The sequence below is a fragment of the Granulicella aggregans genome (assembly GCF_014203275.1).
Taxonomy (GTDB): Bacteria; Acidobacteriota; Terriglobia; order Terriglobales; family Acidobacteriaceae; genus Edaphobacter.
Map to the genome: position 1 here is coordinate 1 of NZ_JACHIP010000038.1, position 17668 is coordinate 17668.

12 protein-coding genes and 1 pseudogene are annotated in these 17668 nt (G+C 53.2%); 9 read left to right on the forward strand and 4 right to left on the reverse strand.

Annotated features, from left to right (window positions below; genetic code table 11):
• The first annotated feature begins 215 nt into the window (after window positions 1-215).
• The 5 genes from HDF16_RS28770 (at window position 216) to HDF16_RS28790 (ending at window position 4574) form a co-directional block, all read left to right on the forward strand.
• Entirely contained in the window at window positions 216-494 is a 279-nt protein-coding gene (locus tag HDF16_RS28770) for a hypothetical protein (protein WP_184224198.1), read from the forward strand.
• Window position 495: 1 nt separating this feature from the next.
• Window positions 496-1473: a tyrosine-type recombinase/integrase gene (locus HDF16_RS28775; protein WP_184224200.1), complete on the forward strand. Its 978-nt coding sequence runs from the start codon at window positions 496-498 to the stop codon at window positions 1471-1473.
• Window positions 1474-1951: 478 nt separating this feature from the next.
• Window positions 1952-2416 (forward strand): TlpA family protein disulfide reductase, encoded by a 465-nt coding sequence (locus HDF16_RS28780; RefSeq protein WP_184224202.1) that lies wholly within the window; start codon window positions 1952-1954, stop codon window positions 2414-2416.
• A 405-nt stretch (window positions 2417-2821) separates the two neighbouring features.
• A complete protein-coding gene (locus HDF16_RS28785) occupies window positions 2822-4231 on the forward strand; it encodes a hypothetical protein (RefSeq protein ID WP_184224204.1) in 1410 nt (469 codons plus the stop codon).
• 13 nt (window positions 4232-4244) lie between these two features.
• Complete coding sequence (locus HDF16_RS28790) at window positions 4245-4574, forward strand: tyrosine-type recombinase/integrase (RefSeq protein ID WP_184224206.1); 330 nt, start codon at window positions 4245-4247, stop codon at window positions 4572-4574.
• 64 nt (window positions 4575-4638) lie between these two features.
• Here HDF16_RS28790 and HDF16_RS28795 read toward each other — a convergent pair whose 3' ends face one another.
• Window positions 4639-4806 (reverse strand): hypothetical protein, encoded by a 168-nt coding sequence (locus tag HDF16_RS28795; RefSeq protein ID WP_184224208.1) that lies wholly within the window; start codon window positions 4804-4806, stop codon window positions 4639-4641.
• Window positions 4807-5178: 372 nt separating this feature from the next.
• On the opposite strand from HDF16_RS28795, the gene HDF16_RS28800 reads away from it, so the two are divergent.
• Together HDF16_RS28800 and HDF16_RS28805 are read left to right on the forward strand one after the other, a co-directional pair.
• A complete protein-coding gene (locus tag HDF16_RS28800; protein WP_184224210.1) occupies window positions 5179-6264 on the forward strand; it encodes a hypothetical protein in 1086 nt (361 codons plus the stop codon).
• A gap of 51 nt (window positions 6265-6315) precedes the next feature.
• Entirely contained in the window at window positions 6316-7068 is a 753-nt protein-coding gene (locus tag HDF16_RS28805; RefSeq protein WP_184224212.1) for a carboxypeptidase-like regulatory domain-containing protein, read from the forward strand.
• A 44-nt stretch (window positions 7069-7112) separates the two neighbouring features.
• Here HDF16_RS28805 and HDF16_RS28810 read toward each other — a convergent pair whose 3' ends face one another.
• Together HDF16_RS28810 and HDF16_RS28815 are read right to left on the reverse strand one after the other, a co-directional pair.
• On the reverse strand, window positions 7113-9011 hold the full coding sequence (locus tag HDF16_RS28810; RefSeq protein WP_184224214.1) for a right-handed parallel beta-helix repeat-containing protein: 1899 nt from the start codon (window positions 9009-9011) through the stop codon (window positions 7113-7115).
• Window positions 9012-9570: 559 nt separating this feature from the next.
• A complete protein-coding gene (locus HDF16_RS28815) occupies window positions 9571-10977 on the reverse strand; it encodes a hypothetical protein (protein WP_221313374.1) in 1407 nt (468 codons plus the stop codon).
• A gap of 1127 nt (window positions 10978-12104) precedes the next feature.
• Between HDF16_RS28815 and HDF16_RS28820 the strand changes: the two genes are divergently transcribed.
• Entirely contained in the window at window positions 12105-13520 is a 1416-nt protein-coding gene (locus HDF16_RS28820; protein ID WP_184224218.1) for a glycosyltransferase family 39 protein, read from the forward strand.
• 286 nt (window positions 13521-13806) lie between these two features.
• Here HDF16_RS28820 and HDF16_RS31735 read toward each other — a convergent pair.
• Window positions 13807-14159 (reverse strand): annotated as a pseudogene (locus HDF16_RS31735) (relaxase domain-containing protein).
• A gap of 473 nt (window positions 14160-14632) precedes the next feature.
• Between HDF16_RS31735 and HDF16_RS28830 the strand changes: the two are divergent.
• Window positions 14633-15976 carry a heme-binding protein gene (locus tag HDF16_RS28830; protein WP_184224220.1) on the forward strand — a complete coding sequence of 448 codons (1344 nt, stop codon included), beginning with the start codon at window positions 14633-14635 and terminating at the stop codon, window positions 15974-15976.
• The last annotated feature ends 1692 nt before the right edge of the window (window positions 15977-17668 follow it).

Sequence of the window (17668 nt, forward strand, 5' to 3'; positions counted from 1 at the left end):
AGCGCTATCTCGGTTCAGAACAGGACATAGAGATCGCCGTCAATGACAACTTGGGACTTTAGTCGACTCGCCATCCGAAGGTCCATTCGGCTAATAATGGTCCTCAATCCCGATGATTTTCTGGTGATAGGACGGTTCGGAACTCTCGCTTTTACTACAACATAAAGGACGTTATGTTGTAGTAAATCCACAGCACAGCCTGCTACATTCGTTTCGTGGAATATCCCCTCTCCATCACTAGCCTTATCGAGACCGACCGCGAGGGTCACTCGCTCCGTAGCCCTCTGACCTGCGTGATGGCCGAGGCCGACCTTGGCCCCTACGCCAGCTTTGGGTCGCCCGAATTCTTCTTCGGCAAGCTCGTCGAGGTTTCGGAGAACACGATCCAGCACTTCAAGAACGCTCCCGAGGTCGAGGTCCTATTTCGGAGAGCTCGCTATAGCTTCGAGGCTCTCTCACCGACCGGTTCCTTCAAACTCGTGCGGAGAAGCTGAAATGGAAACCGGCAGCCAACTCGTCTCTAACAATAACGATGATCTCAGGATCTTGCTACCGGCACTTGTGGGCAGGGAAGGGGAGCGGGCCGCGCGGCGGTTCCTTGAGTTCTTCACCGTTCACATCCGTAACGCCAACACCCGTGCTGCCTACACCCGCGCCGCAGAACTCTTCCTGAGCTGGTGCGAGGCGCGAGGGATCTCCGAGCTGCGAGCGATTCAGCCGATGCACGTCGCCGGCTACATCGAGGACCTCCACAGAGAGCGGTCGGCTCCCACCGTCAAGCAGCATCTGGCCTGTCTCAGAATGCTCTTCGACTGGCTGGTCACCGGCCAGGTCGTTCCATCGAACCCAGCTCACTCCGTTCGAGGGCCGCGGCACTCGGTCACAAAGGGGGCCACGCCGGTCATCTCCTCAGCCGAAGCACGCGAGTTGCTCGACAGTATGGACGAGACCTCCGTCGTCCGTCTGCGCGATCGCGCCCTGGTCGCCGTCATGACCTTCACCTTCGCTCGCGTCTCGGCAGTCGTCGACCTCAAGGTTGAGGACTACTACCCGCAGAAGAAGCGTTGGTGGCTTAGGCTCCGCGAGAAGAATGGCAAGGTCCACCAGATGCCCTGCCACCACAAGCTTGAGGCCTACCTCGATGCGTACCTCGCTGCTGCAGGGATACGTCAGGACGGGAAAGGCTGGCTCTTCCGTTCAGCGATCGGACGGACGGGGAAGCTCTCCAGTCGGCCTGTCTCTCGCACCGATGTCTGGTACATGGTCCAGAGGCGCGCGAACGACGCTCAACTGGAGACCGCGATCGGTTGTCACACCTTCCGGGCCACGGGCATCACCGACTACCTCACCAACGGGGGCGCGCTCGAAGTCGCGCAGCGCATGGCAGGGCACTCGAATGCCAAGACAACTGGGCTCTATGACAGAAGAAGCGATGACATCAGTCTCAGCGAAGTGGAGAAGATTGGAATTTGAGGTTAGGGCGCTTCAAGAAGGTATGCGGTAACAGCCGTGAAGCGTACATCGGTGCCCGACGCTCACGATTTTAATCTAAATCCGCTTGACACATTCCTCAGTGGTACGGCACCATCCACATATCTCGTCGTTAGTTCGTTCTGATTCACCGCTGTACTCACTTCCTATCCAGAGCTCTATGAGGTACTGCTATGACGTGTTTGCCCTTCCCCAGATTTTCCCTTCTCTCTCCCCTCCCCATAATCTCCTCCTAATAGACCTCTGCCTGTTGGCATCGACAGATATCTAGCCATGAATAGATGGAACTCCCTGGCCACGGCCCACGGTGCCTTCACGGGCTGCCTTCTTCGTTGCTTGCACAGAACCATCGATCCCCGGAGGTAATACAGTGATTGCTCTACGTAAATTCGCCTCATCAGCGCTTTTGCTCGTTCTTCTCGGATGTGTTCTCAGCCTCGTATGGTCTAACCACAGACTCATGCAGCAAAACCAGGCGCTTAACGCTCGCATCGAGAGTACTCAAAGCTTACAAGGGCCACAGGTCGGATCAAGTCTTCGGAATCTATCCGGGTTTGACTTGAATGGCAAGCCTCTCCTCGTGACGTTCAGCTCGGCTTCCGACAAGACCCTTTTGCTCGTATTTTCTCCACATTGCCAATACTGTAAGCAGAATTGGCCTAGATGGCAGAAGGTGCTCGATTCAGGGAAGGCCATGCACGTGCTGTATGCGGATCTTAGCGGCGATGCCGACATGGCGTATCTCGACGCGTACGATCATTCGAAGAGCAGGCAGCTGATCCGCTTAGATCAGGAAACTAAAAGAGCTTACAGCTTGTCCACCACACCTACGACTCTCATCATCGGCAAGGGTGGACATATTGATGGTGTTTGGATCGGAACACTGTCAGAACCGCAGGCCGAGGCGATCGTTTCTAAACTCTAACCATCTGAAAGGAATATATCAATGAGTGTAAGCATTGGTCTTTTTGCGAGAGTTTCCATAACTGCGGTAGCCCTTCTAGCCCTAGCAACATCAGCAAAAACCGTCTACGCGCTTAACCACGAACAATTTTTGCCCGCTGGGGGGTGTAGCAGTACCGAATGTGAGTATCAAGGATCTTTTCACTGCAGAGATGTGGGTGGTCCCGACTGCAAATGTGTCAACCCTGACTGCATATCAAAGTAGATAGGCCCGCTGCATGTTACTTAAGAGGCTTTATAAGAAATGAAGCTCCCCCTAAAACTGTTAGCGCTTTCAGTTTTAACTGTGCTGTTAGGGGCTGGAAAACCACTCGGGTCGAGTCCAGCCCCTGCTTTATCCCCATCCAACTATGAGTTCCGATCGCTAATGGATCAGGTTAGAAGCCTACCGCTTGAATATCGTGCAGACATCACTTTCTACGCAGCTACCCGCGTTAACGATCTCGACGCGCGGACGCTCCACGAATGGTTCGACCCAATTTTCAATACTGCGGGAACTGCGACTCGTGCATATCCGGTTATCGATGCTGTTCCTGCTTCAGATTCCTTATCGGCGGCCCAAGCACAGGCGTCTTCATTAGGTTTGAGTTCGCTCGACATCAAGACTCGAATTGCACGGATATTCATCGCCAAAGACTATCCCCACGCTCTTAGGCTCGCTGAAGAGATTCGAGTTGAACCCAAAGAATCCCGCTGCACGGACTTTGTTATTGAAACGGCCAATCCCTACTTTGATCTTCTCGGGGCCTTATCTGATCCACCTACACGTCGTGACTCCCGGAATCGTCTGAGGTCACTCCAGGTTAATGCAGTACGCAACCTTCATAACGCTTCCGAGATTGAAGCTGCCGGTCGGATGATACTCAGCTTGCCCATCTCCGAGCCAGTGCTTCTAGAATTGCTTGCCGCCTATAGCCAGGGTATTTCGACTATCCGCTCCGGGGATCGGGAGATTGGAGGACTAGATGCCGCGGGACAACTCACGAAGGTGGTTGCCGCCGTTGCTAAAAGAGCTGAAGAAGCAGGAACATCTCCTCTTCCTCTAGTGAACGCTTTCCGATCATTCCTCTTGGCGAGCCTCTCAAACTCTCGCTGCCGCTTTGCTCCAACTGATCGTCGGCAAGAAGCGTCTGCATTCAACGGCGCGTTTAGGCACTACCTGTCACCGCCCCTCTCCATACTTTCCGAAAACGACCTTATTGGCCGTACCGGACCCTCGGGTGGCGAGGAAGGCGATCTGCCATATTACCAACAATTCAGACAGCCTTTCCATGTGTTGTTTATTGCACATGATGCGGAGATGGGCCGAAGATCTGATGCCTCCGCAAGTCGGTTCACTGTAGGTATCGAAGATGTCGATGAGTATATCCATCTTCTTGATGCACTTGAAACACGTGGCGACCCCTGCAAAGAATGTCTATTCATTTCCATGGGGCAGCTCTACCACATTTTGCTCGATACCATACCCACCTACATAAACCCCACTAGTGCCATTGATTCGTATGTCAGTTGGTTCGACCAGAGTTCGATGCAGAAAGATGATCCGGAGCAGTGGCTTTACCGGTTTAAAGGTTTCCTTAATCTCAATAGAAATATGAATCAGCCCGATGTAGATAGAGTGATGAAACTCACCTCACAAGGGAAGTCTCTCGTTGCGCTCCCTCATCCCGGCTATTCTGAGATTATTACAGCTAGCGTTCGCTCACAATCCGCAATAGTGCGCACATATGGAAGGGCGGAGCTGCTTTTTCGTCCGACTTACGACATAAAGCATTGATGATTTGTTACGCATGTATCTTGCAGCCGCCCGCATACGCAAGGACACGAAGGCATGGTTCTTTCGCGCGGCGATCGGATGGACAGCCAAGCTTGCCAGCCGACCTCTCTCTCGCACCGATGTCTGGTACATGGTCCAGAGGCGGGCGAGCGACGCTCAACTGGAGACTGCAATCGGGTGCCATACCTTCCGCGCCACAGGAATCACCGACTACCTCACCAACGGCGGCGCGCTCGAAGTCGCGCAGCGCATGGCAGGGCACTCGAATGCCAAGACAACTGGGCTCTATGACAGAAGAAGCGATGACATCAGTCTCAGTGAAGCGGAGAAGATTGGGATCTAGATCTGAGCGTTTAATAATTTAGGCGGAAGCGTTCGTCGGCAGTCTAAGCCACTTCTGGTAATAGCTACTTATCGTAAGCATTTGCACTAAGAGCCGCAAATTGCTTGTCCCTATACACGCCGCCCAGCGCATCGGCGATGCGAAGGCAGGCACACCCTTTCGGAAACGCCGCCAATGCTACGCGGCGCGTCTCGTCCGGAACACCGAAGTCTTGTTGAGGTTTGAGGGACATGGTTGAATCTTCCAGCGGAGAGGCGCTCCTCGCACGCAAAGAATCGCCTCCCGCAGCAGGGTTAATTCCTCACCCACTGATTTCGCCACCAGTGTCAACATTGCTGTCACAAAGGGCAATCTGGGGGAATGGGTGTCAAATGTCCAAGCGTGCGGGCATAACGGTTCTGTAGAGAGTTGCAGGGTTTTCGAACATATAACTTCTGTCTCCAGAGCGCACGCGTTGCGATGAAAATGAAGAGTTTTTAGGAGTGTTAACAGTCGCAGCAATTACAAGTAGTACACTTACACTGTTCCTCCTACATACCCATAGACTAACAATCTTGCGTATAAACTCCCCAACACCCTAGAGCATCATGCCATTGGAGCTTTCATGCGTTCGAGCAGCACACCCGTGTCGGTTTTTCATATTTTTCTCAAGCAATCGGTAACTTTCATGGCCGCAGCGTTCCTCCTCTGCGGCGTCGCCAAGCCCGCAACCGCTCAGACCGTTTTTCCCAATTTTCCTGCAGTCGCTACGGAAAGCGATTCCGCGACTCCAGTTAGAGGCGTGTCGCTCATCGATTATCACACCACCGTCTTTGCTCATGTCCTCTATGAGTTCTACGTCGACTCCACGGGCCGCGTGGCCTATGGCTACTCAGGCGACGGAAGCAACTTTACCGGTGGTTCGAGAGCCCAAGATCCGAATGCCAACTACTTTTACGCGGACACGAATGCACAAACAGGGGACTCAGCCGCTGCTGTGGCATCCCTTGTCGTCGGCTCTGACCTTTATCTTGCCTACATTGCCGCAAACACGCACGTCCTGACCGTTCTCAAAGCAGTGCAGATTCCGGGAAGCTACTACTACATGTATTTCCAGCAGGTTTATCAGGATCCATTGCCCGGAATCTCCAATACGAGCGCCGGTATGGCCTATAACTCGTCGACAGGCGACATCTACATGATTACCGGAACAAACCGAAACTCCATCATCAATGAAGCGTATACCACTCATTGTGTCGCCTCAACCATCGATGCGGCTCACTGCTCGGCATACGATGCCAACATGACAACGCCGACCCAGCCGGGCCTCGCTTTTTATCACGGGACTTTCTACATGGTTCAAAAGATCGATGGTGGTGGAACTACCATCTTTGTCAACAAACTTGACGCCAACGGTAGGTTTCTCAGTGGCGGTCAGATTTCTGGTTCCGGCACCAGCTTCCGCAGCATCGGAGGCTTCTCAATGCTCGCTTGGAACAACGAATTGATTTTCGCTACAGTAGACCGGGACAACAGCAATGCGGTCGACATCTACGCGTCGACGGACGGCACTAACTGGAGCGGGCAGACCTTGACGAACCGCCTGACCGGATCGACACCTGGCCTCGGACTTTTCAACAGTGGGTTAACTGTGGCTTACAGGGCACATGATACCCGCTATGTCACCTACGCTTTGCACTCGACCCCTTAGACCATCTTTGTGCGCCCTCTGCGGAGGGCGCACAAGACTTTCGACAAAACAATGAAAGCATTTTTTACTTCGTTATTGGTTTTCGCACTCAGCATCGATCAGCTGTCATCCCAGGTCCATCCACCCAACGGTGGAACGGTCGAGGGTTGGATCACGTGTTCCGATAATCACAGGATGGCGCGTTTCGCTTCAGTCAGTATTGTGAGCCTCGACGGAAAACAGACCGTAAGAGCGGACGCTAGCATCGACGGCAAATTTCAGATCCCAAACGTTCCGGCTGGGGAATATCTCGTGTTCGGTGTTTATCCGGGATACCTCTCGATGACAGAGCTATACCTGAGTTCGTTGTTGGCGGGCGCCGCGCATGATCCTCTTTCGACCAAAACGCTCGACGGGTTTTCTATTCCTCATGTTCAGGTGTTGGCGGGGCGAACCACTTTCACAAGCGTCGTATTGGAACGGGGAAGCGTGATCTCCGGTGTGGTGAGGTATGACGATGGCGGGCCGGCGGAGGGTTTCCTTGTGCAGGCTCTATTTAGCCAGAACGGCTTGACCTCCCCAAGCGGTCTTGGAGCGGCAATCTCCGATGATCAGGGACGGTTCACAATTTCCGGGCTTCCCTCGGGCGTATACGGGGTACGCGTCGACTATCCCGATCGCCGGTCCGTGCCCTTGTATCTCGGCGACACGCCGAAGCTTGAGGAGTCGCATCAGCTTCGAATCGGCATCCAGGATCAGTATGCTGGCGTAGAAATCACTGTCCCAACCAACCCAACGGAACTGGTACCTAGCATCATCAAATAACTGGGTCATGCCATGACGGATGTTTGCTGTACGCCGGAATGACTTTATGGCACGACCAACAGAGTTATATCTGCCCGTCTTGTGATGCCAAGAGAAGCGTCTGTTGCCACAAGCTGGAATCTGTAAGTGCCGACCGGTGTCGCGTCTGGATATTTTCCTGAACAACCGGTGAGACCTGTAAGCATGAACAAAGTCGCTGCAACAAAATGATAGGCGGCGACAAGTCGCAGCGAGCGTATTTTTACAATCCGCCGTCGAATACACCAGAGAATCGGCCCTCCGGCAAGTAAGCAAAACCAGATTCCAGATGTAGGCTTCTGCTTTTCATTCGCAAAAAGTAGGAGAGTGCTCGTATCGAGAGAAAAGCTTGTTTTGGCAGTAGCACCGCTCCCGAGTGAAATCGAGGTAGTCCTGAATGTACAGCTTGCGTCCGATGGCAGGTTCGCACATGAAAGAACGATGTTCCCCGGCGTCCCGACGGTCGCGCTGGCAACTATCTGAACCTCAGCGTGATGCCATCTTTGCAGGGATAGACTTGCAGGATCTGCCACGATCGTGAAGTCGGGTCCGCTTGCTGGCGGGGGTTGTGGCGGAATCGACCCAACGACACCCGCCCGCTCGTATGCGCCCATATCAACCTGTGCATGGCCCAATCCCGTTGCATCCTGGACGCGAGGATTTCCCAAGAGATCGGAAGTCGCGTAGACCTGCGCATTATTTCCGCTATCGACGGCTGGCGAGTCCTGAGCGAGTTGAAAGGCGTTTTGATCAATCGGGAGGGTTGATAGAAACTGTGGATCTGAGGATATATTGCCATCGAGCCCAGGTTGGCTTCCGCAGGCGCTCGTATAGGCGACGGAAGGATTTGATGGGTTGAAAACATCATTGTGATCGAACCTGGCCCGAACTAGCTCATTACTCTTGATTCCGGGCACGCACGCGATGGGGGGGTATATGTCAGAGCCGCTAAAGACGTTGTTGCTAACTATGACTGGAGCATCAGAGAACCCTACGTAAAGTTGCGATCCGTATCGGACTTCAAAGACCGGCTGAGAAATGGCCTTATTCTGATAAATGGTATTTTCAGCGATGATGCTTGAAGAGCTGCCAAAAGCTTCGCGAATATCAATCCCGGGAGCAAGTGGGCTTCCAAAATTGACTGTTTGATCTGTGGAGTTTCCAAAAACCAGATTTTGCGTGATCTCCGGCGTGGTCGCATCAGTTGTCATGATTCCTGCACCGGTATCACCTGACTGATTGTTCGCGACGACGTTGTTCGCGATCAGTAGGTTTCCCGCGCTGATCGCAAAGATTCCTCCGGCCCGCAAGAAAGAGGAGTTCCCTTCGATGCGGTTCCCAACAATCTCGGCATACAGCCCGTCAGGCGACTTATTATAAAGAAAGATTCCTCCGCCACCCTGCGATTCGCCTCGACCTGGCGATGTCTCTGCCGAAACAATCATGCAAGCAAATTCAAATGGTGCATTATTGCCTTGGATGAGACTTCCTTCTACGCGGGGTGCCCCGCTGAACACTCCAAGGCCGCATTGCAAATTTTTCTGCACTATCAGATCCTTTAGGGACGGAGACGCCTGAAAGATATAAATCCCCCCCGCGCTGCCATTGATGGCTGCGACAGTCCCGCGATCGAATGCACGTCCATTCTGGATGGTGAGATTTGCAAGAACGGATGACCGTCCCTCCCCGGAGGCGAAGGTTACGACCGGTCCGTTAGCGCCGCCATCCAGAATCACATCGACCGCGCTCGAGCCCCTTACGGTGATTTTCTTGCCATGGAAATCGATGCGCTCACTATAGACTCCGGCCTCAACGAGGACCGTATCCCCGTCTTCCGCAGCATCTATCCCCCCCTGAATGCTCGGCGTGTCTCCCGGGACCCGGATCATCCTCTGCGCAAAAGCTAGTTGAGTGACAAGGGCCACGCTGCATGCCAGAGAAACGTAGAGGGGAGGGTATTTCTTCAACAAAGAAAGCAATAAATTAACGATTTGCTAATCCTTTTGGCTGCTGCACCATCGGAACTCGATTGGTCACGCAGCAAGATCGTGACCTTAACGTGCGGTCTGTATAACTACTAACCGCTAATTTGCTTTAAGCAGACGCAGCGTAAACACTACGAAGCCAGGAGCATGGAAATGGTCCCTATTCGATTGTTACACATCTCGCAGCGGACGATAGTGACTCCGGAATCCAGCACTGATTACGAAGTCGCCGAAACGCGACCGATTTCGAGGTGACGGTATATGCCTGAGATCACAGTTCATAAGAAGTCGATTGAGTGGCGAGATCTTAGGAGGATAACTGTTGTTCCTTAAGTAGTCAGACACGGGCAATTAGTGTTGAAGGGTTTATCCCGCAATGACGTCGGGGCTTGAAGCGACCGGATGGCCTCGAGATCGAAACGCAGGGACAACTTGACTCTAAAGAAGAGCTGATTTCTTCGCTGAACGGAGGAAGAGGGGGTAAAGAATAACTATGTGTCTACAAAACACCGGGCTTTCGCACATAGAGTTTGAATTCTGACGGCTCTTCTCTTCGGCTCCACCAATGCTGGAGGACCTGTGACCTCCATGCAGATTTCATTTCATACTTTTGGCGGATATCTTCGTCCAGAAGCGGCCAGGTTGCTAATTTGTCAAATCCTCTTGCGTCCCCAAAACAAAATTGATTTGTCTCCACAACGACGCGTGGCTTAGCCAGTTGGTATGAATTCCAGAATTTTGTGCGGTAGCGTTCTCTTTCTGTCGATTCGCTGGAGAACAGGTAGCAGTCATAAATAAAACCTGTACTCTGACGAATCTGGAGGTCATAGAGGCTGTTGATACAACCTCCAAACGTATCGAGACACTGTACGTGACCTGACAGTTCCGTAGGTGAATCCAGCCCAAGGAGACGTTCAGAAAGTGCATCTTGAAAAGGTGTTGTATTCGAGAAGGTGGTCGTCAACCAGGCATACCGAGGGGCAAAAACGAAACTACTTAAAATGCAAGTTGCCATTGCAAATCTTCCGATGGCTCCTTTGATATCAAGCGCACGATTGAGATCCATGCCAATCAGCACCAGAAGAATCGCAAGTAAAGGGTAGCGCTGGTATGGATATCCTTTTCCCTGAGCTATATATGCCACGGCCGTACCGACTATGCCTATCATAAGTTCGGCTTTTTCAGCAGAAATCTTCCGCCTTTCGAGGACTTGAAGGACCAGCCAAAGTGCAGCGAGTAACGCAACCGGGGAAAGAGCATGCGACAGCAGGAACGATAGCGTTTTCCTTCCCATCTGGGCGTGAAGCGGCAGAAGACCAGTAAGGATACTCAGGAAACTCTGGAAAGCGCCGATCCACTTCAACCATAGGAGCACGGCTCCCACGGGGATGATGATGCCGATGGCTCCTGCGCTGAGCAAGCTCCAAACTCGTAACCCTCTCCGATGAGCTATCCAACCCAAAGCAAGGAGAAGAACCAGGCCAAGCGGAAGCAGGACTGGTTTGATGGTGGCGGTTGCTCCTATGAGTAGCCCGTAGAGCAGCGCCATCCATACTGCCCTCTTCGCGCGCTGCACTTGGAAAAGAGCAACATACGCCCATAAGAGAAGTGCCGTCATCAGCAGATCGCGCTGTCCTCCCTGTGCAATGCCATCCTGCAGATGAACAAGTACGAAGATTAGCGCACTAAAAATGCCCGCGAACAAGTTCCGCTTTCCAGCGAGCACCATGGCTGATCCAAGGACCGAGACCAGCAAGAAACAATCGTACAGCCTCCATCCGAAGGCACCTGCTCCAAAAGAACGCATCGCTACCTCTTCGAATAGGTAGGTACCAGGCAGATTGATATCAACGATGTCCCTATAGGGAATCAAACCCTGCTTTTGGAGAAACACGACGTAGTGCATAAGAGAGGCGTCGCCCACTAGGGGCCAATGCCTACTTGTAAAGATAGCAACCAATACGCTCAAAACGAGCGCAACGCTGCACATAAAGCGGAAACTAAACGCTGCGGAAACCCTGGGCGATATTATAGAAACCACTTTTATCCAGTCTGAGCTAGTATTCCTACATTCCGCCGAGGCTCTCATACCTGTGGGTCCGCGACGTGGCTTGCCTGCGTTTCGCAGCTCCTCGTATTTGCAAGCGTCAATGCCAGAGGCTACTCTTACATCGTAAGCTAAAGCCACTCACTTCGGCCTGCCTTTCGGAGCCGCGTTGACAATCGACCGCTGCGTAGTCGGCACGGATTGCTGTAGGCCGCCGTATTGCTCAATCCAGTTTATGTGCTTCTGCATTCCGTTCTGACTGCTTCTCGTAGGCCAGCAACCGATTAGAAGCCCCATTGCGCCTGGGAATAAGATCAGGCCACTTGTCAGCCCTTTGATGGGCGCGACCTTGAGATGACATGCGAAGTCCAACTCCGACTGCTGCCGTTTGCGCTATCGCAGACCGCCCACGAGGAGATCACCGCGAAGTTCCCGCCGACTGCTCGATCGTCAGCGGCGGCTTTACGAATTCCTCGACTACCGCCAGGCCCGCACTTCTCTTGCGATTGGAGAGTCTCGGCAACGCTGCACAGCCTCGCTCTACACCGCGATCATCAGCGGCATCCTGCACTAGCTCGCCACAAGACAGCTCTCTCCCCGCAAGATGGTCCACCCTTAGCAATCATCTAAGGAATGCAAGCCCGACGCTGAGTAGGTGACCATGTTGATGGCAGCGTGTACAGAGTGGGTGGAACACCTTCATTGGACTTTCTCGTAAAGTATGAGAAATAATGGATTTAGGTTTGGCTTCCTAAGCCAACGCTAAGCCTCTTTTCGATAGTAATTTTGCAAAGCCCTCTATCGAAATCTTGCTGTTGGTGACAGGGGATACTAACTTGACTTTGGGTAATCGATGTGGAACTTGGAACTCTAGGATTTCTGTGACTGGGTCTATTCGTTGGGTCGGCGCTTTGGGTGTATTGATTTGTGCGGTGCTTTTTTCAGGATGGTCGTTACACTGGCCGCTCGTGGGAGATGCATCGCTTATGCATTATATCGCGTTTTTGATGGACCGTGGAATGGCTCCCTACCGAGACGTCATCGATGTAAATATGCCGGGCACGTATGGCACGGAATGGGCGGTGATGCATGTCTTCGGCCCGAACGCGATGGCTTGGCGGATCTGGGACATTTTTTTGGCATGCGCCGCGACTGGGGCGATGATGGTGATTGCCAAGCCCGTAGACAGGCTGGCTGGGCTGTTTGGGGGGGGATTGTTTTTTCTCCTGCATGGGCGAGATGGAATCGCTGAATTAGGCCAGCGGGACCTGTTAATGGCTACAGCTCTTTTATGGTCGACGGCTCTTTTGATTCGGTCGGCGCGGAAAAGAAGTTTTCTTTGTCTGGCTTTGGGGGGGCTCCTTGCGGGGTTTGCTACAACGGTTAAGCCGACGTCAGTTTTGTTTTGGCTGGCGATGATTTCGTTTATCGCGATTCAAGATAATGGCCCGTCTAAGGTGCGCTGGAAGTTCTTTGTTATCGGTTCTGGTGCAATGCTTGTGGCGCCGCTGACAGCCGCTTTGGCGCTTTACAGAATTCATGCACTGGCCGCATTCTGGAATATTTTGACTGGCTTAATCCCTTACCACAACGCCATGTTCCGATTGCCGGCTACTTATTTTGCGTCGCATCTTATTCCTTCCACACTGCTTCCTTTGTCGTTAACCATGCTAACGATTATCTGTTTGCGCCCGCGTCGTGGGATGGAATTCGTTTCTCGGGACGAGGCTTTGATTTTAATTGGCGTGGTTTGCGGGGCGGTATCGTTTTGGGTCCAGCGCAAGGCTTTCTCGTATCACCGATATCCCATGAATGCTTTCCTGATTCTGCTGGTGAGCCTGGTTCTCTTCAAGGCAATTCGTGACAGAAATGCAACCACTACAGTTCGCGGGTTGGCGATGGCAGGAGTGGCGCTGGGTGCCTTTGTCCTGGCTCCGCAATGTCTGGTGCGAGTGCACGAGTTGAGTTCGAGTCCAAACGACTTCAGTAATTTGTTACAGAGGGATCTGCTTCGTTTGGGGGGGCTGGATGGGAAGGTGCAGTGCATCGATTTTACTAGCGGATGTACGACGACGCTCTATCGGATGAGACTGGTGCCGGCCACGGGCTTTTTGTATGACTGTTATGCGTACGGGCCAGACACAAACGCGGTAGTGAGGGAGTATCGTGAAAGCTTTTGGCGGGAACTTACGCGTCGGCCTCCGGCAGTGATGGTTGTGAGCAACCAGAGTTGTAGTGCGTCAGAGACCGATGGCTTTAAGAAGCTGGAGCGCTGGCCGGCGCTGGCCGACATGATTCGGGATCAATATGTGTTGGAGAAGGAAGTTATTCCTCCGGATGCAGTGAGGTGGGTGAGGCAGGTAGCTGTGCCGCATCGCTATCGGATTTATTTGCGGCGCTAGGTTGGGGCCTGCCTAAAACTCAGCGTTATAGGCCTTGTTCAGATCTTCAATCTTGCTGAGGATCTGGTTGCAGCGGTGGAAGATCGACGGCGTACGCCTTCTGCCGCTATTTGGCGCAGGATACCCCCGGGCCGCACGGATCAAAGAAGGCTTTGTTCTTTCGCTGGGAGCGATCAAGCAGAAAACGTTGATGAAACGGCCACAATCGTCATCTGACGAGAACTGCGGGAGGGCTGCTGCGAGCAGCTTATGCCAAATAATCCCACCGCGAACGCGCCACACAATGTCAAAAGCTACACAATGCCGTCAATGAGACCGACTTCGGCGCTGAGAAGGTTGCGTCCCATCCCGCCCGGTGCTCAACCGAGGTTACTTCTCTTCCAAACTGGTTCTCGTAGGTCTTCGCTGGTTGATGGCGGACGAGCTGCTCTTCCGCCGTTGGGTGCTGGCCTTCGGTCAGCCTGGCGAATGTTCAGCCCCGACCGGCCCCTCAAGGCCCCACTGCTGGGCCAGCTTGCCCTGCCATTCACTATGGCCCTGCTGGTCCTTGCTCCAGTAGTTCGCCTGCTCGGACTTGAACTCGCGAGCGTGATACGTCCTAGCCTGGCCGCCGGAGAGAGACTTCGAGATCGTCAGCACAGGGATAGTTTATGTCCTATCAAAAATGCTTACACCTGCCGCTTTTCAGTTCCATCTTTCGTAAGGAACCGTTTACCGAAGGGCGGTAACGAGTGCGGGCGCATCAGCCCCTTGAGTCTCGCCCCCCTTTGAGGCGCATCCATCAGGGTTGCCAGTTCACCAGAAATAAAACGAAAACGCTAAAGGTTTTTACCCGCCATCGCCGTTTCACTCTTCAGTCCACAATTAAGCTGAACGCCGTCGTTATTCCTTGGCCCTAGGTCCTGTCAGTGTAAATCGATCGCTGTGGCGGGGCGACGGGACTGCCTCTCTTTGTTCAATTCAGCGTAGTTCTTCCCGGGCCAGCCAACACTACAAAGCAACTTATTGCACTGCCGATCGGCGGCCCGCAAAATGCGCAGGGCGCCAGATCCTTTGGTGCGTGTCAATCCATCAACTGCCCATAGGGCGCGAAAACTGGAGAAAGGTTCACGATGAGCAATCCGAACATATCCCTTGGTGTAGGTTTTCATTACGACGAGGTTGATCCGAAGACCGAACAACTTATTGACCCCGCTGCCGCACGAATCATCTCCATCAATCCCGGTCTTGCTGGCCTTCTTGCGACACGCACGACACTTAGCGAGCAAAACAATGTCGTAGGTGAGCCGCTAGGCGATCTGATTGGTTTCGTGAATACAGTCGATCCAACACGTGGGTTGAACTTCGCGGGTCGGGGCTTCAATACGATCTTTCGACCGCAGAACGCGAAGACGCCAGCTTGTCTGCCGATTCCGGTCGCGGGCGATAACGTGCTCGAACTGAACCTGACGACCGAGACACTCAGTTTTTCTCCTCCGTTGGGGAACGTACCGAATCGCGGTTCGGGAGACCAGCCCGACATCTTCCTGAACGCAGTACCGTATGTGCAATCGGTGAACGACGTGACTTCGCTGCCAACCACTGGAATACACTTCGAACCCGGCATGTGGCTATCGGTACCGCCCACGACGCAACCAGCGGTGGGCACGATGACTTATTCACGCATGGCATCCATACCGCACGGGGTGACCATCAATGCACAAGGGATATCGCTTGGAAGGACGAACGGAAAGCCAGACTTTACCCTTCCAGCCTTACAAGTCAACATTAATCCGTTTCCGATTGGCGGCGCGCAGCCGCCCACAGGAACTCACAATTTCCCGAGTCAAGATGTTGCGAATGAGGCGACAGCAAGGATTCCGCAGGACCTTACCTCGTTTGTCAACGCAAAAACCATCACACAGGAGATCCTCGACAACCCCAATGTTGTCCTCATGAATGAAATTGCGTCGCAAAATGTCCAGGACTTTGTGACGCTTATCATTACGACCGACTCTGCGGGTACGCTGCCGACTCCGCCGCCCGACCCGACGACTCCGCCTGCGCCTCCAACCACCAAAGATCCAGGTTTCGCCGGCGGTACGGCCGAGATTGCATTCCTCACCGGTGACAACAGCAGCCCACCACAAAAACCAAATGCCCAAACCTTTAAGATGACGGCAGTTTTTTGGATCGAGACCGTGCTTGAGACGATTGTCGTCCCTGTCTGCCAAGCCAACGGCTTACCGATCACCATTCAAGCAGCCCCCCGTGCCGGCAGCAGTCTAAGGCCAGTCTTCACGGTAACCCCAACCAGTGACATAACCGATCCGAAAGCGATTGTTGTGCCTTTCACTCAGATTCAATACAGCCAAACCGTCTTTCTGAACTTCAACACCCTGACTTGGCCGCACGTATCCGTTGCTACCCTCATTCCCGCAGATCCCATCGTGGTTCCGGCCTCATTGTTGGCTTAGCTTGCGAATGAGGGGCGTTTTAGGCCGGCGAGAACGCCTCTCGACGCAAGAGTAAGCCGCTCGAATCATGACCAGCAACAATGATGAGGGGTGATGAAAGACGAGAAATCTCTGTCACCTAATCTCGCAACATCTCGTGCTCTATTGTGCTTCCTGAGCTAGCTCACGCACAGCGGCGAACATCTTCGAACGCTGCATGCAGGGTCTCGCCACTATGTTGACTCTAGAATGCCTTGCGGTTCTATTTCGGATTTGTTCGCCATACTTATTGCACGCTGAAGTTGAACGAAAGTGCCGTGGCAGTGGTTGCAAAACGCCATGTGAACTTGCAATAGCCCCCACTCCTCATCGGAAATTCCTTCCGCGTAAAAGCGTCCACATAAAACCTGCAACTCTACGTGCATCTGAGGTGTCATAACGAATTCTCTTTGGCTTGAACCGCACCACTGTAACAATATATCTTCCCTTCGCCTTGGGTGTAACGTGGATATTAATGTGACGAATTTCGTCCTGGGTGCTCGGTCGGCCGTTATCAGTGCCGCTCCGCAAGCGTGCGCAACAAGCTTCGGATAAGGGAACAGTTTGTCCATCTCTCCCTTTTCACGCATGACAACGCACATTATCATTCACAAAAACGAAGGAAACTTTGTTCGCGACCACGCCCATGGCGTTTAGTATTTCGTCGCTAAGCTTAAGGGTCGAGCTGTGATCTCGACGTCCAGGGAAGGAAGCATCACAATCCTGGGATTCGCTGGTTCATTGACTACCCCCCCGGAAATGGCATAGGTGTAGGTGACAGTGAACGCGCCGGCCGTTTGGGTCGAGAAGCGCCACGTCTCCAGATTCTCGACGGTCGGCGTCTCTAAAAGCCTCTGTCCCTGTGTAGCGTTAGGTTGAGACAGAATCTCGGTTCTGACCACCAGACCGTGTTCGACGGTCGCTCGAATCGTCACTTGACCAGTTACATGTGCAGCCCTTGCTATGGGAGGGTACTTTGGCATCGCAGCGTCTTGCAGAATTGGCACTGCAACAGTTGGGCCAGTTTGACCTGACAACGGCAAAGCGAAGAGAAGTACAAAAAGGCTGTTGAGAGCTGGGCGCATGACGACATTCTAATGACCGCCTGCAAAGTCGGGCTACGGCAAGGACCAGCTCTCCGATCCGGGCAGCGCAGGCCCGTACCCGGTGATAACGTCCGTTTCAGGAGTAACAAGCCGGGGTCTCCACTTAGAGAGCTACTTCACTCGGTGGCGAGGGGTCATTCGAATGGCCTTCCAAACCAGCCAACCGCCGATCCCCATGTAGATTGGTCCTGCGATGAGGCTGCCTGGACCATCGCCTAATGGTTTAGCTAAGCCCACCAGCATAAGACAATCATGGGCGAAGGCATACATGCCAGCAAGGAGCAGTGCAGACGCTGCGACGACACAGATTCCCTTCAGGAGGCTACCCATGGCCGTATCTTACCGAGAAGTCTCTGGATTCGGGGAACGTCGAGTCGCTGGCTCGCTAGGCCACTGACGTACTCGGACTAAACGGTGGTTTCAGAGAGTACAAGCAAATAAGAGCGCCAGAGGGCTTGGCGAAATCAATCGAATGAATGATTGACAAAAACAATAGTAATGTTACCTTAGTGCAAGTTCGGGATCTACAGGAAGGTACTTAAGGAGATTACCTATGGGATTACGAGTG